Source organism: Nocardia sp. NPDC051900, assembly GCF_044452545.1.
Lineage (GTDB): Bacteria > Actinomycetota > Actinomycetes > Mycobacteriales > Mycobacteriaceae > Nocardia > Nocardia sichangensis.
This window is the reverse complement of the sequence record NZ_JBITBU010000017.1, coordinates 76,359-98,777: the sequence shown is the minus strand read 5'-3', so window position 1 is coordinate 98,777 and position 22,419 is coordinate 76,359. Positions and strand designations below refer to the sequence as shown.

Genomic DNA, 22,419 nt, shown 5'->3' with positions numbered 1-22,419 from the left:
GTAGACTCGACAACTCTGTTTTCCGTGCGTGCACCTGCCCGATCCCGGCGGCGTGCTCGCGCCTGTTCGCGGTGACAAGGAGTTCAGTTTGCCCGACCTCACTCAGGACCGTGCCGCAGGCGGCGGCGCGCCCGAGCGGACCCGCGAAACCGATCAGGAGCAGGCCTACCTGTCGGTGCTGTACGAGCGGCTCGACGAGATGCGCGACTACGCGCGCAATCGCCTGCGCACCGTGCTGCTGGAGACCGGCGGCACGCCGCAGGCCCGCAGCGAACGGGAGTCCTTCAGTCAGCTCTACACCGAGGACCTGGCGAAATACGACGCCGCCGAGCACGGCCTGTGTTTCGGCCGCATCGACCTCGACGGTGAACAGGAGGAGTACCGCTACATCGGCAGGCTCGGGATTCTCGACGAGAAGGACGACTACGAGAGCCTGCTGCTGGACTGGCGCGCCCCGCTGGCGCGGCCGTTCTACCTGGCCACCACCGCGGCGCCGGACGGGGTGACCCGGCGCAGGCACATCCGCTCGCGCAACCGCAAGGTCACCGCGATCAACGACGAGTACCTCGATCTGACGGCCGCGCGCCGGGCCGGCGTCACGGCCGCGGACGGCGGTGTCGGCAGCGAGAGCGCGCTGCTGTCCGCGCTCAACGCCGCGCGCACCGGCCACATGAACGACATCGTCGAGACCATCCAGCACGAGCAGGACGCGATCATCCGCTCCGAGCACAAGAGCGTGCTCGTGGTGCAGGGCGGGCCCGGCACCGGCAAGACGGCGGTCGCGCTGCACCGGGCGGCGTATCTGCTCTACACCTACCGGCAGCAGCTGGCCAAGAGCGGCGTGCTGATCATCGGGCCGAACGCCACCTTCCTGGACTACATCGGGCAGGTGCTGCCCTCGCTCGGCGAAACCGGCGTGCTGCTGTCCACCATCGGCGATCTGTACCCCGGCGTCCGGGCCGCGCGCGAGGACTCGTTGCGCGCGGGCGAGATCAAGGGGGCGCTGACGATACTCGAGGTGCTCAAGCAGGCCGTGCGCGACCGCCAGGAGGTGCCCGCCGAACCGATCCGGCTGGGCTTCGACGGCTATCCGGTCACGCTGGATCGCAAGATCGCCACCAAGGCCCGTGGCCGCGCCCGTTCCTCGCGCCGCCCGCACAACCTGGCGCGGCCGATCTTCGCCGCCTCGGTGATCGATGCGCTGACCGATCAGCTCGCCGCGACCATGGGCGCCGACCTCTCCGGTGGGCCCAGTCTGCTCAGCTCGGCCGATCTCACCGAGATCCGCGACGAGATGCGCGCCGACCCGCAGATCCAGGCGGCGATCGCGAAACTGTGGCCGATCCTGTCCCCGCAGGATGTCCTGGCCGAACTGCTCGCCGACCCGAAGCGACTGGACCGGGCCGCCAGCTCGCTGGACCCGGCCGACCGCGCCGAACTGCTCCGCCCGGACGACGGGCGGTTCAGCCCGGCGGACGCACCGCTGCTGGACGAGCTGGCCGAACTGCTCGGCGTGGACGACACCGAGGAACGCGAACGCGCCCGCCGCCGCTGGCGCGCCCAGCTCGCCGAGGCGCAAGACGCCCTCGACATCCTCACCGGCTCCGCGCCCCAGGATCTGGAGGACGACCTCGATCCCGAGATTCTGATGGCCTACGACCTGATCGATGCCGGCCAGCTGGCCGAACGCCAGGACTTCCGCACTCGCCAGACGACCGCGGAGCGCGCTGCGGGCGACCGCACCTGGACCTACGGCCACGTGATCGTGGACGAGGCGCAGGAGTTGTCGGAGATGGCCTGGCGCATGGTGATGCGGCGCATCCCGAACCGGTGGGTGACGGTGGTCGGCGACGTCGCGCAGACCGGCGACCCGGCGGGCACGTCGTCGTGGCAGCGGATGCTGGAGCCCTACGTCGCGGCCCGGTGGAAGCTGACCGAACTCACCGTCAACTACCGCACCCCCGCGGAGATCATGGACGTAGCCGCCGACGTCCTCGCCGCCATCGATCCGACGGCGACCGCGCCGCGCTCGGTCCGCGAGACCGGCGTCGCGCCGCGCGCGTACCGGGTCGAGCCCGGCGACGTGCACGCGGAGGTCGCCCGGCTGGTCGCCACCGAGACGGGGCCGGGGACCACGGCGGTGATCGCGCCGCAGGCGCTGGTGGCACCGCTGGCCGACCTCGCGGGCGAATCGGTGCGCGTGCTGACCGTGCACGAGGTGAAGGGCTTGGAGTTCGACGCGGTCTACCTGGTGGAACCGCGGGACATCCTCGACGAATCGCCGCGTGGCCTCAACGATCTGTACGTCGCGCTGACCCGCGCCACCCAGCGGCTCGGCGTGGTGCACAGCGCGGACCTGCCCGCCGTGCTCGACCGGCTGCGCTGATCACCGACGCACCGGAAGACGAAAGGCTCCGTGCCACAACGCTGTTCGCGGTGGGCACGGAGCCTTTCGGCCGAGGGGGGACTCAGCGCACGGTGTGCACGATCAGGACGTCGGAGCGCGATTTGCGCGCCACATCGGAGGGCACCGAGCCGAGCAGCCGTCCGGCCAAGGTGTTCAGGCCCCGGTTACCGACGACCAGCAGATCGGCGTCGACCTCCTTGACCAGCGCCAGCAGCGATTCCACCGGCTCGCCGACGATGGCGCGCTCGACGATGTCGGCCGCACCCGCCGCGATCGCCTTGTCCCTGGCGACGCGCAGGATCTCATTGGTCGGCGCGGAACCGCGTACCTGGTAAGCCTCCTCCTTGAGCACGTCGGCCGCGGCGGCGACATCGCGGTCGTCGGTCGGGTAGTAGGCGCAGGCCACGACCAGGGTCGCGCCGGACACACCGGCCAGCGCCCCTGCCTTCTCGACGGCGACATACGACGAGTCCGAGCCATCGGTACCGACGACAATGGTCCGGTAGGCGGTCATTTCTCCTCCAACTATGCGGTGTGTCGGGTGCTGCGCACGGGTTCGCCTCTGGTTCGACGGCGCGCCGGCGCGGCGACTGGGGTCGACCATAGCGGCAATCGGTGCGGAAATTTCAGAAATCGCAAGACATCACACCGGGGCCGTCCGGCCATTCCCGCCGCGTATTCGCCAGGGAATACCGGAAGGGCCGGACCAACCAGGGCAGACGCAATTTCGGAGAACTAAACTTGTGATGTGCCACAACGGCCTTCAACACCGTTGCGGGCCTGGGATATTCATCACAGAGCCAGGTCCGTCACACGAAGATCGGTCCGCACCGCACGTTGATCACGTGCCGGGAACGGACCGATCGGGCCCGGACTGCCGTGCGGCTACGGCCACTGCCGATAGTTTGCCCAGAATATGCCGAGAATCGCTCCGATGATGTCCATGGCTTCTTCTTCCTGCGGTGAAAAGGACGCGCAATATTAGCGCGGGGAGCGCGGACTAGAGGTCGAAAAGCGGACCGGTGATGGTCAATCCGAGTTCGTCGACGTGCGCGAAGAACGCGAACAGCATCAGGGCGGCGCCCGCCAGGGCGACGTCCTTGTTGAAATGGATCATCTCGCCCTGTCTGGTCTGCGGATCGGACTCCTGCCAGAACCGGTGCATCACGGCCGCCGTCGGCAGCAGCGCGACTACCAACAGCAGCGAACCGAGGTCGGCCCAGATGCCCAACAGCACGCTGAGGCCGCCCAGCAGGAACAGCGCCCCCGAGCCGAACACTGCGGCCTTCGCCATCGGGACGCCCTTGCTCCGCGCGTACCCCGCCATCGCCTCGGTCTGAGTGAAATGCCCGAGGGCGGAGGCCAGGAACAGCAGCGCGAACAACACTCGTCCGATCAACACCACGACATCCATGTCCAGCTCCTCGTCGGCTGTCCGGCAACTAAGCCCTCGCCGGGATGACCTTGGCGGTGACCTCGTTCCGGAGACGTAGGGAATTCTTGGCGTATTCCAGGGGTGCCATACCCACTTCCGCGGTGAACTCACGCGAGAAATGGGCCTGGTCGAAATAGCCCAGTTCCGCGGCCAACGCGGCGAGATCCTCGGTACGGCCTTTCGCGAGCAGATCGGCGCCGTCCTGCAATCGATAGCGCCGCAGCACCCATTTCGGCCCCGCGCCGACGTAGCGGCGGAACATGCGCTGCAGCGTGCGGGCGGGCACATCGAACCGCTCGGCGATCTGATCGACCCTGGTGAGCTCCTGGTCGGTGGCCATGGCGTCGATGATGCGCAGCACCGACCGATAGGTCGGGTCCTCGACCGCGGGGTGGTCGGCGAGGTATTCCTCGACGATGTGGCGACGCCGCTCGACAGTCGGCGCGTCCAGCACGCGTTCGGTCAAGCTCGCGGCGTCGGGCAGCACGTCGGCGAGTGGCACGGCGCGATCGCGGAACGAGCCGACATCCAGGCCGGTGAACGCGCCGAATCCGCCCGCACGGAAGCGGATGCCGAACGTCTCCCCGAGCCCGCTGAGTTCGCGGATGAATTTCGTGGTGGTCACGCCGTTGACGAATCCGCCGGTGCGCGTTTCGGATCGCTCGAAGGTGACGTTCACGCTCGGATAGGACAGGACCTCCGCCCGGTACGGCGGCCTGCCCCGCAGATCCCAGCTCACCGCCCAGTACCACTCGATGTAGCGGTCGACCGCGGGACCCGGCGGCAAGCGAACCAGAGAGCGATGCTTCGCCTGCTCGTCCGGATGCAGAATGCCCTTCGTGTCCTCGGGCGCGAGGGGATTGCGGGGCTGCGGCGGCTCGGCGGCGGATGATTCGGCGCTACGCGGCACGGTGTCGCTTTCTTACAAGACCCGGGGGCCCGGACCGGCGAAAGTAGTGGTCATGACGAACACAGTGAATCCCATTGCCGATGGCTACCACTCGATCACCTGTTTCCTCGCGGTCGGCGACGGCAACAAAGCGATCGATTTCTACACCGCCGTCTTCGAGGCCGAGGTCGTCACTCGCAACGACATGCCCGACGGGCAGCCCGCGCACGCCGAACTGAAGATCGGCGACTCGACCCTGCAGATGGGGCTGCCCATCCCGGACAACGGCGTGCTGGCGCCGAACGGCGAGTGGGTGCACACCTCGATCGTGCACTACTGCCCCGATGTCGACGCCGTGGTGCGGCGCGCCGTCGAACACGGCGCCCGCAAGGTCGAGGAGCCGCAGACCTTCGTGACCGGCGACCGGTTCGGCGTGGTGATCGATCCCTTCGGGCACCGCTGGGTGGTGCTCACCAAGGTCGAGGACGTCTCGCGCGAAGAGGCCGAGCGCCGGGTGAACGAATGGATGGCCACCCAGGCCTGACGGCTCGGCTGCCTCCGCGGTCGTTCCGGGAACGGACCGCGGAGGCAGCGCCGCTGCGCCCCGGATCAACTCAACCCGGCGGCGTCCATGCCGCGCAATTCCTTCTTCAGATCCGCGATCTCGTCGCGTAACCGCCCGGCGAGTTCGAACTGCAACTCCCGAGCCGCGTTCATCATCTGTGCGGTGAGTTCCTTCACGAGATCGGCCAGTTCGGCGCGCGGCATCGACTTGACGTCGCGGCCCTCGTACACGCCCGCGCTCACCGCCCGCCCCGGCTCGCCTTGCGCGCGTCTGCCCCGGCTGGCGTTGCGTCCGGAACCGCCGACCTCCACCTCGGTCTCGTCGGCCTCGCGGTACACCTGATCGAGGATGTCGGCGATCTTCTTGCGCAGCGGCTTCGGATCGATGCCCATTTCCTCGTTGTAGGCGATCTGTTTCGCGCGGCGGCGTTCGGTCTCGTCGATGGCGAACTGCATCGAGTCGGTGATCTTGTCCGCGTACATGTGCACTTCGCCGGAGACGTTGCGCGCCGCGCGCCCGATCGTCTGGATCAGCGCGGTCGTGCTGCGGAGGAATCCTTCCTTGTCCGCGTCGAGGATCGCCACCAGCGACACCTCGGGCAGGTCGAGGCCCTCGCGCAGCAGGTTGATGCCCACCAGCACGTCGTATTCGCCGAGCCGCAGTTGCCGCAGCAGCTCGACGCGGCGCAAGGTGTCGATCTCGGAGTGCAGATAGCGCACCCGGACCCCCAGCCCGAGCAGGTAGTCGGTGAGGTCCTCGGCCATCTTCTTCGTGAGCGTGGTGACCAGGACCCGTTCGTCGCGCTCGGTGCGCTGCCTGATCTCGTGGATCAGATCGTCGATCTGCCCCTTCGTCGGCTTCACCACGACCTGCGGATCGACCAGGCCGGTCGGCCGGATGACCTGCTCGACCACCTCGCCACCGGTCTGCCCGAGTTCGTACGGACCGGGAGTCGCCGACAGATACACCGTCTGCCCGATCCGATCGGCGAATTCCTCCCAGGTCAGCGGCCGGTTGTCCACCGCGGACGGCAACCGGAAGCCGTATTCCACCAGGTTGCGCTTGCGGGACATGTCGCCCTCGTACATACCGCCGATCTGCGGGACGGTGTTGTGCGACTCGTCGATGACGAGCAGGAAGTCCTCCGGGAAGTAATCCAGCAGCGTCGCGGGCGCCGAACCTGCCGGCCGGCCGTCGATGTGGCGGGAGTAGTTCTCGATGCCGGAGCAGAAGCCAACCTGCCGGATCATCTCCAGGTCGTATTGGGTGCGCATGCGCAGCCGTTGCGCCTCGAGCAGCTTGCCCTGACGTTCCAGCTCGGCGAGCCGGTCCTCCAGCTCGGCCTCGATGTCGTGCACCGCGCGCTCCATCCGCTCCGGGCCCGCCACGTAGTGGGTGGCGGGGAAGATCCGCAGCATGTCGACCTGACGGACGACGTCGCCGGTGAGCGGGTGCAGGTAGTACAGCGCCTCGATCTCGTCGCCGAAGAACTCGATGCGAACCGCGAGTTCCTCGTAGGACGGGATGATCTCCACGGTGTCGCCGCGCACCCGGAACGAGCCGCGGGTGAACGCCATGTCGTTGCGGGTGTACTGCACGTCGACCAGCAGCCGCAGCAGCGCGTCCCGATCGATCTCGGTGCCGACCTGTAGCTGCACCGACCGGTCGAGATACGACTGGGGCGTGCCGAGGCCGTAGATGCACGACACCGAGGCGACCACCACCACATCGCGCCGGGACAACAGGCTCGAGGTCGCCGAATGGCGCAGCCGCTCGACGTCGTCGTTGATCGAGCTGTCCTTCTCGATGTAGGTGTCGGTCTGCGCGATGTACGCCTCGGGTTGGTAGTAGTCGTAGTAGGAGACGAAGTACTCGACGGCGTTGTTCGGCAGCATCTCGCGCAGTTCGTTGGCCAGCTGGGCGGCGAGCGTCTTGTTCGGCGCCATCACCAGCGTCGGCCGCTGCAACCGCTCGATCAGCCAGGCCGTGGTGGCCGACTTGCCCGTACCGGTGGCGCCGAGCAGCACCACGTCGCGCTCTCCCGCGGTGATCCTGCGCTCCAGTTCGGCGATCGCGGCAGGCTGGTCGCCCGCGGGCTGGTGCTCGCTGACCACCTCGAACCGGCCGCCGACGCGCTCGATCTCGCCGACCGGGCGGAACTCCGAGTGCGCGAGCGGCTGCTCGGCGGCCCTGCCCTCGAAGCCCTCCGCCGGAATCTCGGTTGCGAATGCCATGCTCACCAGCCTAGGCCCACCCACCGACAGCTTCCCGTGGACAACGGACGGTCACGAGCCGGGTGACACCCCACGCTTCGACGCTGTGAAACCGATCACACCGGAAGCGGTCGCCGACCGGTCGTTCGCCGGAAGTTCACGAGCTCGCGTGCCACTGATGCGCACGGATGCGATCGAAGCCGCCTGTCGGCCATCGAGAAGAAGGGGATAAGCGACACCGCGCGGTGGGTACACCGAAAGCGAACGATTTCAACGACTTTCGATGAATCGGTGCGAGCCCGCTCCTATCATCCTCGGCGGCAGGGAGTTCGCCGTGCGGCCTGCGCTCGACCGCATCCTCACAGCCCACGCACCCTCGCTCGGCGCGAAAGGTTACATGTCCGAAATGTCCGTTGCGGCAATAGATTTCGTGTGAGAGAACACCTTATCGCGAACCGCGCGAGCACCCCGACCCAGGTGTAACCTGATCTGGTTGTTCGGACTTGGTGAAGGACAAAAGCCATGAGCGGTCTGATTCCATTGCTCGTCGCCGTGCCGGCTGTGACCGGCATCGCCGGGTACGTCGCCAGAGACATCCGCGCGGTGGTTCCCTCCGTCGCCGGCGCCGTCATGGCCGCCCCACCAGGGCCGATCGCTCCGGTCAGACCGGCGCCGCACCGGCCGCGGGTGGAGTTCTTCAATCTGGCCGAACTCAGCAACACCGACGCCAAGGGCTTCGTCCGCCCGGTCGACCGCTTCCACGTCGAGCCGTGGGGCCTGTACATGGCCCGCCGGGTCGGCGGACCGGATTCGCACTACCTCGAATCCTGGTTGCTGCCGGGACTCTCGTTGCGCGCGACGCTGGCGCGGACCAACCCGGCGCACCACCGGGAACCGGTCTACCGCCTCGACGTCGGCGAGTTCAGCCGGGTCGGCCAGAAACGCTGGAAAGCGGTGGACCAGTACTTGTCCATCGCCGTGCGCCGCGGCGGCACCGCCGAACTGCTCGGCGTCGACGAACTGCTCGCCGCGCATGCCGCGGGACTGGTCGAGACGGCGCAGGCGCACCGGGCGTTCGAGCGGGCCACGGCCGTGCTGGACGGACTGGCCGCGCACGATCACCGCGTGGAGGGCTGGCTCGCCACCCACGGCATCACCCTCACCTGGATGTAGCCCGCGGATTACTGCCTCCGGCTCGACGCGCCGGGAACGGCGGTAGATTCTTGATGCATGACGCAGGCACCCATCGTCGACGTGCACCGGCCCAAAGTCGAGTACTTCAACCTCGCGGACCTGACGAACACGGATCCGAAAGGCTTCGTGCGCCCGGTCGAGAAGTACCACGTCGAGCCGTGGGGCCTGTACATGGCGCGCACCTCGGATCACCCGCAGTTCCACTACATCGAGTCCTGGTTGCTGCCGAAGCTGCACCTGCGTGCGACCATCTTCCACTACCTGCCCGCGCATCGGCGCGACCAGGACTATTACCTCGACATCGGTGAATTCACACCGGTCGCCCCGAAGAAGTGGAAGTCCGTCGATCACTACCTCGACATCGTCGTGCGCTCCGCACGCGAGACGCAGCTGCTCGACGTCGACGAGCTGATCGCCGCGCACGCCGCGGGCCTGATCAGCCTCGCCGACGCCGAGGCGGCGGTGCAGCACGCCACCGCCGCCATCGACGGCATCGCCGCGAACGGTCACACCTTCGAGGGCTGGCTGGAGACCATGGATATCACCTTGACCTGGCTGTAGTCCCGGACCTGCGCACACGCGACCCGATCGACGCGGCCGACGGCCGGGGCCGGAGCGGCTAAGGCGCCGACGACTCCCGCCAAGCGAGCGCCCGCGGATACGCGGCGTCGAACCAGGGCTCTTTGACGTCGAGGTAGGCGGCGGTGGCCTCCGCGCCCGTCAGCCCTGCCGCCTTGGCTTCACCCTCACGCTTGACGGCGAGATACTCCGCGCGAGCCCCGGCGTCGGCGCGCAGCCAATCCCGCAGCAGCAGCGCGTACTGCTGCCCCGGCGAACCCTCGACGCGCACGTGCACGTTGGCCAACCGGCCGGGGTCGGCGCTCTGGTGGAAGCGCTTGCTCCACAGCGCGGTGTCGACGCCCGCCGGGTCCTGCGGCGTCGGCTTGGGATTGTCCTGGGTACTCTCCGGCCGCGCCGGGAATCCCGCGGCGGCGATGGCATCGCGCAGGCCGTCGGCGGCGGCCAGGTCGGCGACCGTGATCTGCAGATCGATGACGTCCTTGGCTGGCAGGCCCGGCACGGACGTGGAACCGACGTGGTCGATCCGGGAGGCGGCGCTGCCGCAGGCCACCCACAGCCTGGCGATCAGCCGCTGCGCCTGCGCGGGCCAGGCCGGATCGGCGGGCACCAGCCGGATGTCACCGCGTCGCGCGGGCGTCCCGGCGCGCAGGTTGCGCTCGAAGGGCACCAGGCGCTCCGCCCACAGCGCGCGTACCTCCGCCTCGACCTCACCCGGCGCGCCACTGTTGTCCAGCAATACATCGGCAACGGCTCGACGCTGCTCGTCGGTGGCCTGCGCCGAAATACGCGCACGCGCATCGGATTCGGCGACACCACGGAATTCCACCAAACGGCGAATTCGCGTTTCCGCGTCGACGTCGACGATGAGCACGAGATTCATCAACGGCGCCAGGCCGTTTTCCACCAGAAGCGGAATATCCTGCACCACAACGGCGTCCGCGGGTGCGGCCGCGATCAATTCCGCGGTACGTTTTCCGACGAGCGGGTGCACGATCGAATTCAGTCTCGCGCGCGCCGCGTCGTCACCGAACGCCGCGGCGGCCAGGGCGGGCCGGTCGAGACTGCCGTCCGCGGCGAGGATGCCTGCGCCGAACGCCTCCACCAGCGCGGCGAGTCCCTCGGTGCCCGGCTCGACCACCTCCCTGGCGATGAGGTCGGAATCGATGACCACCGCGCCGAGGTCGGCCAGTGCGCGAGCCACCGTCGACTTCCCCGCTCCCATGCCTCCGGTGAGGCCGATTCGTAACATTCGACCAGTCTCGCATCCGGGCCTGGCAGGGGCCTGTGCTGCCCCGAACGCGTCGGCGACGGTCCGCCTCGAAGGCCAGGCCCGTCGACGGGCGATCCGGCCGAATACCCGATGCGGTCGCGTATTCCACCGCCCGGGAAGCCATTTGCCCGATCCGTGACAGCGCCGAGACCGATTCGCAACAATTCCGGATGTTTACGGTTGGCCGCGACGACTTTCCGACACGCCGAGGCAATTACTCGGGCAAAATACTCTGCCGATCAGTTTCGTTCCGCTAATCTTCGCCGTGGCGATCCAGGCCGACACCAGCGAAGCAAAGGAACACCATTGGGCACCAGAATCAACCGGGCGGGTCGCCACCGCCTGGGCATGGCGGGGCGAGTGCACTGCATTCAGATCCCCGCTGTCGCGGCGGCGCTCGCGGAGCACCGTCGCTCTTGGTTCACCGCGTTCATCAGTCCCGCGCGGCACAGTTTCGCTGCCATGCGGAACCGTCCGGCCGCACCCGCGGTCCGGTGGGTACCTGCTACCGCAAGCTGAACCCGAGCTCGAAGTGGCCCAGCCTCTCGCCAAGGCTGGGCCACTGTTTTGCGTGCCAACGGTGAGCGCGGTTCTCGGTGCACGACATCGGCCGGACAGAATGTAAGTACAGATGCAAGATCGATCGCGGGCGGCGTCAGTGAACTCGCTTCCGGCGAACTCCGCGCCGACCGTCCCCGAATAAGCCGTGCTTCCCCGAGCGCGAACTCCGAGCGGCCCGGATGCCCGGGTGACATCGTAAATAATTACGAAGGTTCTCCTCCGATTCGGTGACGAAGCCGTGCGCCGCCACGGCATGCACTCGGTTTCGATTCGTGACCGTCACCGGAACGAGAGAAAAACATCTCCGAAACCGCCGCCGTTTCCACCGCTTCTCGCGCAACACGACCCACCGAACGGTCCCAAAAGCGCCGACGACCGAATTCCCGGCATTATCGCCAGCGGGATATTGCCTTTCACCAGCAGCCGGACGCCGTTCGGATTCTCGATGTGGTGCGTCTCCTGGCAAACCATCCGCAGCGAGCCGGGCTACCGGGTCTCTCGCGGCGCTCAGCCCGACGTCACGCGGCGCAGCAGCCCGTACAGTTGCCTGCGCTCCGGTTCGTCGAGCACGGCCAGTGCGGGCACGTTGTCGAACACCTCTCGATCGAGAGTTCTCCGGAGCCCCTCTCCCCGCTCGGTGAGAGTCAGCAGGCGCGCGCGGCGATCGGTGGGGTGCACCTCCTTGCGCACCAAGCCCAGCGCCTCCAAGCGGTCCACCATGGTCGCGGTATTCGACAGGTCGGCACCCAACTGACGGGAGAGATCCTTCGGCGTCAGGGGCGTAGCCAGTCGCCCCAGTGCCTTGGCCTGCGCCGGGGTCACGCCCAAACGCGCTGTGGCAGCGGCGAAATGCGCACGCACCAGCCCGACCGCGCGCTGCAGCACGTCGACCAACTCCGCCATGCTCGGCACCTCTTGCGGTTCGCTCACCGGCACAGCCTACCCACGGCACACTAATTAGTGGTTGACCACCATTAAATCGGATGTCACCATAGCCCGGTAATAGTGGTACACCACCAATGAAGGAACCATGACTACTTCGACGATCGCACCGCGCCCCGGCCTGAGGTCCGGCTATCTGGCGTTGACGCTGTTGTGCTCGGTGCAGATGATGCTGAATCTCGACGACACCGTGGTCAACGTCGCACTGCCCACCATCCAGCGCTCGCTGCACATGTCCGAAAGCGACCTGACCTGGATCGTCAACGCCTACCTCCTGCTGTTCGGCGGGTTCCTGATCTTCGGCGGACGTTGCGCCGACCTGTTCGGCGGCAAGCGCGTCTTCCTGGTGGGCGTCACCGTGTTCGCGGTCGCGTCACTGACCACCGGCCTCGCGCAGAACGGCTTGATGGTGGTGGCGAGCCGCGCGGGTCAGGGCATCGGCGGCGCTCTCGCCAGTCCGGCCGCGCTGAGCATCGTCGCGGGATTGTTCACCGACCCACGGGCACGAAGTCGCGCCTTGGGCATCTGGGCCGGCCTCGGCGGCTTGGCTGCCACGCTCGGCGTGGCGCTTTCCGGCGTCATCACTCAGTACGCGAGCTGGCGATGGTGCTTCTTCATCAACGTGCCGGTGGCGCTGATCGCCCTGGTCGCCATCCCACGACTGGTCGAGACGGGAACCCGGAGCGAGGCCGTGCGGCCGCGCATCGACGGGCTCGGCGCAGCCCTGATCACCGCGGCGGTCGCGGCGTTCGACTACGGGCTGATCGACAGCGGCCGAGCATCCTTCGCCGCGACGGCGTTCCGGCTGGGTGCGGGTCTCGCGCTGCTGCTCGCGTTCCTCGTTCGCGAACGGCGCCACGCGTCCCCCCTGATTCCCTTGTCGTTCTTCCGCGATCGGGATCGGGCGGTCGCCAACGCGGCCAACGTCCTGTTCTGCTCGGCGATCCTGTCGATGTTGTTCTTCCTCACCCTCCACCTGCAGCAGGTCATGCACTACAGCCCGGCCCGAACCGGAGCGGCCTGGCTGCCGTTCTGCGCGTTGGTGATCGCGGGCTTCGCGACTTCGGCGGCCCTCACTCCACGTTTGGGCGTCCGCTGGGTTCTGACCACCGCGATGGCCGCCTGCGGTCTCGGCATGCTCGCACTGTCGCGACTGTCACCCACGGGAGGCTATCTCGAGCTGTTGCCGGGCATGCTGGCCGCCGGGTTCGGAATGGGCTTGGCGTTCGTGTCGATCACCATCGCGGCGGTCGGTGAAACCCACGAGGACATCACCGGACTGGCCTCCGGACTGGTGACGACGACGCAACAGCTAGGCGGCGCGTTCGGGCTCGGCGTGCTCAGCACCGTCGCGATCAGCCGCAGCACCGCGTTGCTCGAGTCCGGGATCTCCACCGAATCCGCACTCACCCAGGGATTTCGGCTCGCATTCGAAATCAGCTCGGCGATTCTCGTGGTGGCGGCGATCCTCGCGGCACTCGGCATCACAGCGAAAGCCGGCACCGCTCCGGCACCGGCTCGCTGAATTCATGGACCGGCGACGGCGAGACACCTCATCGGATGCCTCGCCGAAGCCGCACCAGCCCGGAACGCGGGATCAGGCAGTCGTACCCGCGTGCATCTGCCGAGGCGGATTCGGCAGCCCGAGTGCGGTATTGAGTCGGTAAGCCCCACCCAGACCGTGGAAGACCGCCATGCTCAGGCCTCCGATGCCGATGCTCACCGCACCGACCCATGGATGACTCGCCAAGTCGGCCCAGTACACCAGCAGCGCCGTCAGCAGCAGTCCGAGGAATCCGGCCACGGAGTTGCGCACGGGCGCGTTACCCGTGACGTTCGGGAACTCCTCCCCCATCATCCCTTTCACGAAATGCGGAACGGCGTTCACTCCCAGGATCCCGGCACCGAGGGCCAGGGCGACAGTGGACCACATCGCTACCACCTCACTCTCCAATTCGGTCAACAGTTGTAGACCGAAAGCTACCCCTGCACGGCCTTTGAGTCAACGCACGTAGACTGAATTCATGGATGCGACTCCCACCCGAGCCCAGCAGCGCCGCAACACCGAGGAACGGATCCTGGCGGCGGCGGGCCGGTTGTTCGCGGAGATCGGCTACGACCGGACGACCATCCGGGCCGTCGCGACGGAGGCGGACACCGATCCGAGCCTGGTGATGCGATATTTCGGATCGAAAGAGAATTTGTTCGCGCGGGTCGCGGTCTTCGCCGACGACCACCCGATCACCGGGACGCCGGAGCAGGTCGCCGAGCTCCTGCTCGACGCGCTCGCCATCAAGCTCGCCGACCAGCCGGTCAACACGCTGGCGGCGATCCGCTCGATGCTCACCCACCCGGACGCCGCCGACGAGGTACGCGCGGCCATGACCGCGCGACAGCGGGAAGCGGCCGGGCAGTTGCGCGACGACGAGGCGGACCTGCGCGCCGGATTGCTGGGAGCCCTCACCATCGGCGTGGTGATCGGCCGTCATCTGCTCGAACTCGATGGCCTGCGCGACGCGCCGCCGCAGCGCATCATCGCCTTGCTGCGCAACGCCTTTCACGACATCGCGCACGGCCCCGCCGAACCGGGATCGCACGAGGGAACACGACCGGCACGCTAGATCGTCCGAGCTCCGCGACGCCGCTGCGGAACCGCCGCCGAACCCTACGGGCTAGAAGCCGAGCGAACGAACCAGGTCGCGCATCTCGGCGCGGAACAGTTTCCCCGGGTCCTGCGACTGTGGACGCAGGTGGCCGTACACCTCCAGTGCGATCGGGCCGTGCATCCGGCCCCACAGACGCAGGGCGAGGGCGAGCGCGTCGGGAGGCAGATCCGGGAAGTCGGACCGGACATGGTCGACCAAGCTCGCGTCGAAGTCGGACCACGTGCAGTCACCCGCGGACTGGGTAGCCGCGGCCCGTGGCCACGCGGCGGCCGCGAGACCGACCAGGCCGGTACAGGCGCGTAATTCGGCCGCGCCGGCGGGTCCGCCCGGCGGCGGCCGATAACCGGGCACCGGATCGCCGTAGATGAGCCGGAATTCGGCGGGCCGTTCGATTGCCCAGGCGCGCACGGCCTCGGCCCAGGCCATGATGCGTCCGGCCGGATCCGCCGCCGGAACGGCGTCGCGCGCCGCTTCCAGCCGGTCGACCAAGGCGGTGTAGACGTCCGAGATGAGGGTGGAGATCAGGTCGTCGCGGGTGGCGAAGTAGCCGTAGATCGCGCCCGCCGTCATGCCCATTTCGCGAGCGATGGCGCGCAGCGAGATCGCGTCCGGACCGCCCTCGGCGAGCAGCCGCATCGCGATCGTCGTGATGTCCTCCAGCGTCTGGGCGCGCAGGCGCTCCCGGCGACTTCTCACGATCTCGGCCACGGTTGACACCCTACAGCGTTTGGGTACTATCTGCCGTGTTGTTACTGAACGGCGTGTAGTAAATGAACATTGCTAAGGAGAATGGTGGACATCGGAGTTTTCGGGGCGACCGGCGTCATCGGGTCGCGCGTGGTCACCGAAGCGCTGCGGCGGGGGCACCGGGTCACCGCGTTCACTCGCGACGCGGCGCGTGTCCCGACCCGCGGGGGGAGCGCGACGTGGGCGGTGGCCGACTGGCTGGATACCGACAGCATCGCCGAGGCCATAGCCGGGCTCGACGTCGTCGTGAGCGCGGTGAACGCCGGGCACGGCATCGCCGACACCATCGCCAGAGCGGACGACTTCGTGGCGGGCGCGCGGGCGATGGTCGCCGCGCTCGACCGGCAGCCGCGCGTCCGGCTGATCGCGGTGGGCGGGGCGGGCAGCCTGGAAGTCGCGCCCGGCATCCAGTTACTGGACACCGGAGACGATTTCACTCGCACCCTCACCGAAGTGCTCGACGTTCCCGCGGACTACGCGCGGGTGGTGCGCGCATTGCGCGACGCGTTGAACATCTATCGGCTGTCCAACCGCAATTGGACCTACCTGAGCCCCTCCTCGGGGCGGATCGCTCCGGGCGAGCGCACCGGCCGCTTCCGGATCGGCGGCGATCAACTCTTGGTCGGCGGCGGAGACCTCTCCGCCGAAGACGTGGCGGTCGCCCTCATCGACGAGGCCGAGCAGCCGCGTTTCGTTCAGCGCCGCTTCACCGTGGGCTACTGAGGCGGGAGTCGCCTGCCGAACAATCCGGAGCCTACGGGCGAACAGCCAGGCGCCGCGCACGGTTTCTGTCGGACCCCTCCGGCACAATAAGGGATGTCGGACGTCGATCAGGTTGCCACACAAAGTAATCCGCAACCCGAGAGATAGGGGTCACCATGCCCGACGTCCTTGCTTCGACGCCCGACCGTCTCGCCGTGGACCACGAAGAGCTCGTGGCCTTCGCGGCGGAGATCGAGCGGCACCGCGCCCTGCTGCGCCCCGCCGCAGCGGATTACCGGTACCGCGTGGCCCAGCGGATCGAGCATCTGGACCCGTCGGACCAAGAGCCGTTCCTGCGGCAGGCGGAGCAATTCGTCGAGTCGCTGCTGATCGACCCGATCCGGCACAACACACTGGATCTGGCCGCTTACCGGGCGATCCGGGACGGTGTCCCCGTGCGGTTCGACGCCGAACGTCGAGCCTACGTTCTGCGTCGACCGGAGCGGGAACCGCTGGTGATTCGCCCCGGCTTGCCGGAACATCGGCTGGGCGTCATCGCTCGGCTGGCCTCTCTCGGTTTGCGGCTCGAGCAGATTCAGGTCGTCGCGCTCACCACGGCCCAGATGGTGGCGCCACACGAGGCGCTACGGCCGCCCGCTCACGCGCCACGAGTGCAACGCGGCACGACGAAAGCCTCACGGCACGAAAACGACTGAAAAGCGCACCGAAAAACGACTGTGCCCCAACCGAATCCCGGTTGGGGCACAGTCGTTCAGGCTATTGCCGATCAGGCGTTGCCGGACAGCTTCTCACGCAGAGCCGCCAGCTGGGCGTCGCTGGCCAGCGAACCGCCGGCGGGCTCGGCCTGGCCCGCGGAGGACTGCGAACCGCTCTCGGAGGAGTAGTTCGACGCGCCGCCGCCGTTCGCGGCCTCGGCTGCGGCGTCGGCCGCCATCTTCTCCATCTGCGCGGTGTGCATCTTGTGGCGACGCTCCGCCTCGGCGTAGCGGCCCTCCCACTCCTCGCGCTGCTTGTCGAAGCCCTCGAGCCACTCGTTGGTGTCGGGGTCGAAGCCCTCGGGGAAGATGTAGTTGCCCTGCTCGTCGTAGCTGTCGGCCATGCCGTACTTCGACGGGTCGAACTCGGCGTGGTAGTCCTCGTTGGCCTGCTTGAGGCTCAGCGAGATCCGGCGACGCTCCAGGTCGATGTCGATGACCTTGACCATCGCGTCGTCGCCGACGGCCACGACCTGGTCCGGCACCTCCACGTGGCGCTCGGCCAGCTCGGAGATGTGCACCAGGCCCTCGATGCCCTCCTCGACGCGGACGAACGCGCCGAACGGAACGAGCTTGGTGACCTTGCCCGGCACGATCTGGCCGATCGCGTGGGTGCGGGCGAACTGACGCCACGGGTCTTCCTGGGTCGCCTTGAGCGACAGCGAGACGCGCTCGCGGTCCAGATCGACGTCGAGCACCTCGACGGTGACCTCGTTGCCGACCTCGACGACCTCGGACGGGTGGTCGATGTGCTTCCAGGACAGCTCGGAGACGTGCACCAGACCGTCCACGCCGCCCAGGTCGACGAAGGCGCCGAAGTTGACGATCGAGGAGACCACGCCCTTGCGGACCTGGCCCTTCTGCAGCTGGTGCAGGAACTCGCTGCGCACCTCGGACTGGGTCTGCTCCAGCCAGGCGCGGCGGGAGAGCACGACGTTGTTGCGGTTCTTGTCCAGCTCGATGATCTTGGCCTCGATCTCCTTGCCGACGTACGGCTGGAGATCGCGGACGCGCCGCATCTCGACCAGCGACGCGGGCAGGAAGCCGCGCAGGCCGATGTCGAGGATCAGGCCGCCCTTGACGACCTCGATGACGGTGCCCTTGACGGCCTCGTCCTTCTCCTTGAGCTCCTCGATGGTGCCCCACGCACGCTCGTACTGCGCCCGCTTCTTCGACAGGATCAGGCGGCCTTCCTTGTCCTCCTTGGTGAGAACAAGGGCCTCGACCTCATCGCCCACGGAAACGACCTCGTTGGGGTCGACGTCGTGCTTGATGGAGAGTTCACGAGAGGGGATGACGCCTTCGGTCTTGTAACCGATGTCGAGCAGGACCTCGTCGCGATCGACCTTGACGATGGTTCCTTCGACGATGTCGCCGTCGTTGAAGTACTTGATCGTGGCGTCGATGGCGGCGAGGAAATCCTCGGCGGAGCCGATGTCGTTGACGGCTACCTGCGGCGAGGTGACGGTGGTGGGCATATGTCGGTTTGCTCCGGACGGATTGTGGTCGGTTGCGGACATTGGAACTTTCGGTACGCTGCGATCTCACCGCGAGGTGTGAAGACGGACACTAGGAACGTACCGCACGCGACGCGCGTGAAACTCAGCACGGGTTGAACTTCGGTACGGCTGTACGGAAGACACTCGCGCGTTCAGCGTACGCGACCTCGGTCCGGGCGGGCAAACCGGTCGGGTCGCCACGCCGATAGTCTGATCGGCGTGTCGGAAGATCGCCATGCGCAAGCAAACGCACTGCTCGGAACGACGGGCACGGTGCGGACCCGGATCGGATCGGCGGCCAGCAGACTGGCCAGCAGGCGATGGTGGGACGCCGACGCCGCGCAGTACCACGAGACGCACGCGGAGTTCCTCGGCGTGGACTCCCCCGGCGGCGAGTTCGTGTGGTGCCCGGAGGGCCTGCACGAAGGCGACATGAAATTCCTCGGCGACGTCACCGGCAAAGCGGTGCTGGAGATCGGCTGCGGCTCCGCTCCGTGCTCGCGCTGGCTGGCGGGGCAGGGCGCGCGCCCCGTCGGACTCGACCTGTCGCGCGGGATGCTCGAGCGGGGCCTCGCGGTGATGGCGCGCGGCGGCCCGCGAGTGCCGCTGGTGCAGGCGGACGCCGAGGCCCTTCCGTTCGCGGACGCGTCGTTCGATCTGGCCTGCTCGGCGTTCGGCGCGGTGCCGTTCGTCGCCGATTCGGCGCAGGTGATGCGCGAGGTCGCGCGGGTGCTGCGCCCCGGTGGGCGCTGGGTGTTCTCGGTGAACCACCCGATGCGCTGGATCTTCCCGGACGATCCCGGCCCGGCGGGCCTGACCGCCACCATCCCGTACTTCGACCGCACCCCTTACGTCGAGGTCGACGGCGACGACGTGCCCACCTACGTCGAGCACCACCGGACCATCGGCGACCGGGTCAGGGAGATCGTCGCGGCGGGCCTGGCGCTGGAGGACATCGTCGAACCGGAATGGCCGGAATGGCTCGACCGCGAATGGGGGCAGTGGAGCCCGCTGCGCGGTGAGCTGTTCCCCGGTACGGCCATCTTCGTCACGAGGAAGCCCGGGCCGTGAGGCGGCGGTCATCGACCAGCTCGAGGATGGAGACCTCGTGGCTGACCAGTAGCATCTGCGTCCGCGGCAGGTCGATCAGCTTGTGCAGACCGTCCCGGAAGGCTTCGGCCTCCGCCATGGTGTCGAAGTCCAGCTCGATGAGCACCCGGTTGGGGTTGTGCGTGAACCGCGCCACCCGGCAGTTGCGGGCTCCCGCCTCGGTGTAGTACTGCACCAGACCGTCGAAGGCGGGCTTCCACGTCTCGTAATCGCGGACGGTGTCATCGATGTGCACGACCGTGGTCATCATTTCCCCTTTCGGTTCCGATGGCCGGACATTTGCTGACACCTTGCAAGTCTTCGCGCCCTCGGGCCGGGGCACCATCTCTGATCGGTATCGAGGTCGTGTCACTGCGACTTCGGTTTGCGTCCGGCCTGCTCCAGCGCCAGGCGCAGCGCGTACTCGATCTGGGCGTTGATGCTGCGCAGGTCGTCGGCCGCCCACTTCGCGATGGCGTCGTGGACGGCCGGGTCCAGGCGTAGCAGCAGTTTCTTGCGCTCGGCCATGGGCAGCCCGCCTCAGGAGTAGAGCGAACCGGCGTTGACGACGGGCTGGGTGGGACGGTCACCGCACAACACGACGAGCAGGTTCGACACCATCGCCGCCTTGCGCTCCTCGTCCAGTTCCACCATGCCCTCCTGAGCGAGCCGCTCCAGCGCCAGGCCGACCATGCCGACCGCGCCCTCGACGATCCGGGTCCGCGCGGCGACCACCTGGGCGGCCTGCTGGCGGACCAGCATGGCCTGGGCGATCTCGGGCGCGTAGGCGAGGTGGGTGATCCGCGCCTCCAGCACCTCGATACCCGCCATTTCGGTGCGCTCACGCAGTTCGACGGTCAGTTCCCCGGCCACCTCCGCTCCGTCGCGCAGGCTGGTGTGGTCGGCCTCGTGCGCGTCATACGGGTGCGTCGTGGCCAGGTGCCGGACGGCCGCCTCGGACTGGGTCTCGACGTACTCCTCGTAGTCGTCGACGGCGAAGGCCGCCTTGAAGCTGTCCACCACCCGGTAGACGACCACCGCGGCGATCTCCACCGGGTTGCCGTCGGCGTCGTTGACCTTGAGCTTCTGGGTCTCGAAGTTCCGCACGCGCAGCGAGATGCTCTTGCGGTCGGTCAGCGGGAGCACGGAATAGAAGCCGGGCTCGCTCACCGAGCCGACGTAGCGGCCGAAGAACTGCACCACTTTGGCCTCGTTCGGGTTCACCACGGTCAGCCCGGTCGCGAGCAGCAGCAGGACTACGACCACGACGACCGCCGCCACCGCACCGGCCACCGCGAAGCCGTTGCCGTCCCTGGCGCCCACGGCGAAACCGAGCGCCGCGCCGCCGCCGAACAAAACCGTGAGCACGAACCACCCGAGCAGCACCAGAAAGCCGTCGACGTGGAACGCGGATCGAAACTGCATGACATCCTCCCAATATCAGAGTGATATCATGAAGATAGCATGACGCCGCCGCGCCGCACCAGGGCGCGGCGGCGGTGGGATCAGCTGGCTTCCGGCCGGATGTTGCGGTTGAAGCGGAACAGATTGCGCGGATCGTGCTCGGCCTTGAGCGCGGCCAGCCGGGCGTAGGTGTCGGGCCGATAACCCGCGCGGGTCTGCGCCTCGTCCGCTTCGGCGCCCGCGCCGTAGAGGAAATTGAGGCTGTGCCCGAGCGTCCACGGCGTCAGCGCGGCGCGGATCGCGGCGCGAGTCGCGGCATCCTCGGGGCCGGTGATGATTCGCACGACATACGCGGCCTCGCGATGATCCACGGCGATGCCGGTATCGCTCGGGCGGGCCAGTGCCCCGCCGAGATGACGGACGTCGACGACCGCGCCCGCCCCGGAATCCGGGCCCGCGGCGGCGAGGAGGGCAGCGGCCGTCTCCTCGGTGAATTCGCCGAGTAGCGCGTTGGTAGCGGCATAGGCGTGTGGATGATCAGGGTCGCTGTGAATGGTGTGCGACTCCGGGTACGGCATTTCGCGCAGATCGTCCTTCAGCCGTTCCCCCACCGCCCGCAGCGGCGCGACCAGCCGTTCCCCTTCTTCCGCGGGCCCGTTGTAAGCGATCCGGACGGAGGCGACATACCGTCCGCGCAGCGGCGCGGGCACCTGGGGGATATCCGGGAAGGCGAGCATGGTGACCGTCGAGGTCAGGTCCTCCGGCACGGTCGCGGTCCATCGTCGCCACGCGTCCAGCGCCCGCTCGACCAGCGGCGTGTCGAACACCAACTGCCCGCCGTACACCGTGGCGACCGGGACCAGGCCGACTTCCAGCGCGGTCACGACGCCGAAGTTGCCCCCGCTGCCGAGTACGGCGCCGAACAACTCGTCGTCCGGCGTCAGCGTGCGCACCCGGCCGTCGGCGGTGACCAACTCGATCGATCGCACGTGCTCGGCCGCGTACCCGAACCGGCGCGCGAGCAGACCGACGCCGCCGCCGAGCAGATAGCCGACCACGCCCACCGACGGCGACGAACCGTTCAGCGGCGCCAGTCCGTGCTCGGCCGCCGCGTCCACCAGCGCGCCCGCCCGCACTCCCGCGCGGACATGCGCGGTCCGGCGCACCGGATCGATCCGGATATCGGTCATGCGCCGGGTGCTGATCAGCACACCGCCGTCCGCGGCGACCGACAGTCCGTGGCCGGTGGCCTGCACGGCGATCGGCAGATCGTGGCGCGCGGCGTACTCCACGGCCGCGCGCACGTCCTCGGTGTGCACCGCGCCCACGATCAGCGCGGGCCGATGGGTGTAGGCGGTCTGGAACCCGGCGATCTCCGCGTCGTAACCCTCGTCGCCAGGACGGAAGACCGGGCCGGTGAAGATGTCGCTGTTCTCTTCGATCTGTGCGGCGTTGTTTCCCATGGCTTCGACCCTGCC

The 22,419-nt window shown here is 68.0% G+C and carries 22 protein-coding genes; 9 read left to right on the top strand and 13 right to left on the bottom strand.

All coding sequences use genetic code 11. The features are described from left to right. The first annotated feature begins 88 nt into the window (after nt 1–88). A complete protein-coding gene (locus tag ACIA5H_RS26795) occupies nt 89–2,386 on the top strand; it encodes a HelD family protein (protein WP_397078084.1) in 2,298 nt (765 codons plus the stop codon). A gap of 82 nt (nt 2,387–2,468) precedes the next feature. Here ACIA5H_RS26795 and ACIA5H_RS26790 read toward each other — a convergent pair whose 3' ends face one another. From ACIA5H_RS26790 to ACIA5H_RS26780, 3 genes are all read right to left on the bottom strand, one after another. Beyond that, on the bottom strand, nt 2,469–2,921 hold the full coding sequence (locus ACIA5H_RS26790) for a universal stress protein (RefSeq protein ID WP_355078212.1): 453 nt from the start codon (nt 2,919–2,921) through the stop codon (nt 2,469–2,471). Between the two features lie 486 nt (nt 2,922–3,407). Continuing rightward, nucleotides 3,408–3,821 carry a DoxX family membrane protein gene (locus ACIA5H_RS26785; RefSeq protein ID WP_355078213.1) on the bottom strand — a complete coding sequence of 138 codons (414 nt, stop codon included), beginning with the start codon at nt 3,819–3,821 and terminating at the stop codon, nt 3,408–3,410. A 28-nt stretch (nt 3,822–3,849) separates the two neighbouring features. Next, on the bottom strand, nt 3,850–4,752 hold the full coding sequence (locus ACIA5H_RS26780) for a DUF6597 domain-containing transcriptional factor (RefSeq protein ID WP_379255558.1): 903 nt from the start codon (nt 4,750–4,752) through the stop codon (nt 3,850–3,852). Between the two features lie 52 nt (nt 4,753–4,804). On the opposite strand from ACIA5H_RS26780, the gene ACIA5H_RS26775 reads away from it, so the two are divergent. Further along, nucleotides 4,805–5,275 (top strand): VOC family protein, encoded by a 471-nt coding sequence (locus ACIA5H_RS26775; protein WP_355078215.1) that lies wholly within the window; start codon nt 4,805–4,807, stop codon nt 5,273–5,275. A gap of 65 nt (nt 5,276–5,340) precedes the next feature. Here ACIA5H_RS26775 and uvrB read toward each other — a convergent pair whose 3' ends face one another. After that, nucleotides 5,341–7,530, bottom strand: a complete 2,190-nt coding sequence (gene uvrB / locus ACIA5H_RS26770; RefSeq protein ID WP_379255560.1) for an excinuclease ABC subunit UvrB — start codon at nt 7,528–7,530, stop codon at nt 5,341–5,343. Between the two features lie 501 nt (nt 7,531–8,031). Here uvrB and ACIA5H_RS26765 point away from each other — a divergent pair. Next, nucleotides 8,032–8,682, top strand: coding sequence for a hypothetical protein (locus ACIA5H_RS26765; protein WP_356967866.1), 651 nt, complete (start codon nt 8,032–8,034; stop codon nt 8,680–8,682). 57 nt (nt 8,683–8,739) lie between these two features. Continuing rightward, nucleotides 8,740–9,264: a DUF402 domain-containing protein gene (locus ACIA5H_RS26760; protein WP_355078218.1), complete on the top strand. Its 525-nt coding sequence runs from the start codon at nt 8,740–8,742 to the stop codon at nt 9,262–9,264. A gap of 58 nt (nt 9,265–9,322) precedes the next feature. On the opposite strand, the gene coaE is transcribed toward ACIA5H_RS26760, so the two are convergent. Both coaE and ACIA5H_RS26750 read right to left on the bottom strand, forming a co-directional pair. After that, entirely contained in the window at nt 9,323–10,534 is a 1,212-nt protein-coding gene (gene coaE, locus ACIA5H_RS26755; protein WP_364430365.1) for a dephospho-CoA kinase, read from the bottom strand. Nucleotides 10,535–11,623: 1,089 nt separating this feature from the next. Further along, on the bottom strand, nt 11,624–12,046 hold the full coding sequence (locus ACIA5H_RS26750; RefSeq protein ID WP_397078077.1) for a MarR family winged helix-turn-helix transcriptional regulator: 423 nt from the start codon (nt 12,044–12,046) through the stop codon (nt 11,624–11,626). 100 nt (nt 12,047–12,146) lie between these two features. Here ACIA5H_RS26750 and ACIA5H_RS26745 point away from each other — a divergent pair, with 100 nt between their 5' ends. Beyond that, entirely contained in the window at nt 12,147–13,583 is a 1,437-nt protein-coding gene (locus tag ACIA5H_RS26745) for an MFS transporter (protein ID WP_397078075.1), read from the top strand. Between the two features lie 72 nt (nt 13,584–13,655). Here the strand turns inward: ACIA5H_RS26745 and ACIA5H_RS26740 are convergent, their stop codons facing one another. Then, nucleotides 13,656–13,991 carry a hypothetical protein gene (locus ACIA5H_RS26740; RefSeq protein WP_355078222.1) on the bottom strand — a complete coding sequence of 112 codons (336 nt, stop codon included), beginning with the start codon at nt 13,989–13,991 and terminating at the stop codon, nt 13,656–13,658. Nucleotides 13,992–14,082: 91 nt separating this feature from the next. On the opposite strand from ACIA5H_RS26740, the gene ACIA5H_RS26735 reads away from it, so the two are divergent. Then, the gene (locus tag ACIA5H_RS26735; RefSeq protein ID WP_364430374.1) at nt 14,083–14,679 is read left to right on the top strand and encodes a TetR family transcriptional regulator; all 597 of its coding nucleotides are present in this window, start codon (nt 14,083–14,085) and stop codon (nt 14,677–14,679) included. Nucleotides 14,680–14,730: 51 nt separating this feature from the next. Here ACIA5H_RS26735 and ACIA5H_RS26730 read toward each other — a convergent pair whose 3' ends face one another. Continuing rightward, nucleotides 14,731–15,432, bottom strand: a complete 702-nt coding sequence (locus ACIA5H_RS26730) for a TetR/AcrR family transcriptional regulator (protein WP_356967854.1) — start codon at nt 15,430–15,432, stop codon at nt 14,731–14,733. Between the two features lie 84 nt (nt 15,433–15,516). Here ACIA5H_RS26730 and ACIA5H_RS26725 point away from each other — a divergent pair, with 84 nt between their 5' ends. Further along, a complete protein-coding gene (locus tag ACIA5H_RS26725) occupies nt 15,517–16,194 on the top strand; it encodes an NAD(P)-dependent oxidoreductase (RefSeq protein WP_397078072.1) in 678 nt (225 codons plus the stop codon). A 155-nt stretch (nt 16,195–16,349) separates the two neighbouring features. After that, nucleotides 16,350–16,889 carry a hypothetical protein gene (locus ACIA5H_RS26720; RefSeq protein WP_397078070.1) on the top strand — a complete coding sequence of 180 codons (540 nt, stop codon included), beginning with the start codon at nt 16,350–16,352 and terminating at the stop codon, nt 16,887–16,889. Between the two features lie 71 nt (nt 16,890–16,960). Here the strand turns inward: ACIA5H_RS26720 and rpsA are convergent, their stop codons facing one another. Then, nucleotides 16,961–18,427 carry a 30S ribosomal protein S1 gene (rpsA, locus tag ACIA5H_RS26715; protein ID WP_039797295.1) on the bottom strand — a complete coding sequence of 489 codons (1,467 nt, stop codon included), beginning with the start codon at nt 18,425–18,427 and terminating at the stop codon, nt 16,961–16,963. Nucleotides 18,428–18,667: 240 nt separating this feature from the next. On the opposite strand from rpsA, the gene ACIA5H_RS26710 reads away from it, so the two are divergent. Further along, nucleotides 18,668–19,519: a class I SAM-dependent methyltransferase gene (locus ACIA5H_RS26710; protein WP_397078068.1), complete on the top strand. Its 852-nt coding sequence runs from the start codon at nt 18,668–18,670 to the stop codon at nt 19,517–19,519. On the opposite strand, the gene ACIA5H_RS26705 is transcribed toward ACIA5H_RS26710, so the two are convergent. From ACIA5H_RS26705 to ACIA5H_RS26690, 4 genes are all read right to left on the bottom strand, one after another. After that, nucleotides 19,497–19,805 carry a hypothetical protein gene (locus ACIA5H_RS26705; RefSeq protein WP_355078228.1) on the bottom strand — a complete coding sequence of 103 codons (309 nt, stop codon included), beginning with the start codon at nt 19,803–19,805 and terminating at the stop codon, nt 19,497–19,499. The genes ACIA5H_RS26710 and ACIA5H_RS26705 overlap by 23 nt on opposite strands. A 101-nt stretch (nt 19,806–19,906) precedes the next feature. After that, a complete protein-coding gene (locus ACIA5H_RS26700) occupies nt 19,907–20,065 on the bottom strand; it encodes a toxin-antitoxin system HicB family antitoxin (protein WP_168434213.1) in 159 nt (52 codons plus the stop codon). A 12-nt stretch (nt 20,066–20,077) separates the two neighbouring features. Then, the gene (locus tag ACIA5H_RS26695; RefSeq protein WP_397078065.1) at nt 20,078–20,962 is read right to left on the bottom strand and encodes an SPFH domain-containing protein; all 885 of its coding nucleotides are present in this window, start codon (nt 20,960–20,962) and stop codon (nt 20,078–20,080) included. Between the two features lie 80 nt (nt 20,963–21,042). Beyond that, a complete protein-coding gene (locus ACIA5H_RS26690; protein ID WP_397078063.1) occupies nt 21,043–22,404 on the bottom strand; it encodes an FAD-binding oxidoreductase in 1,362 nt (453 codons plus the stop codon). Nucleotides 22,405–22,419: the final 15 nt, after the last annotated feature.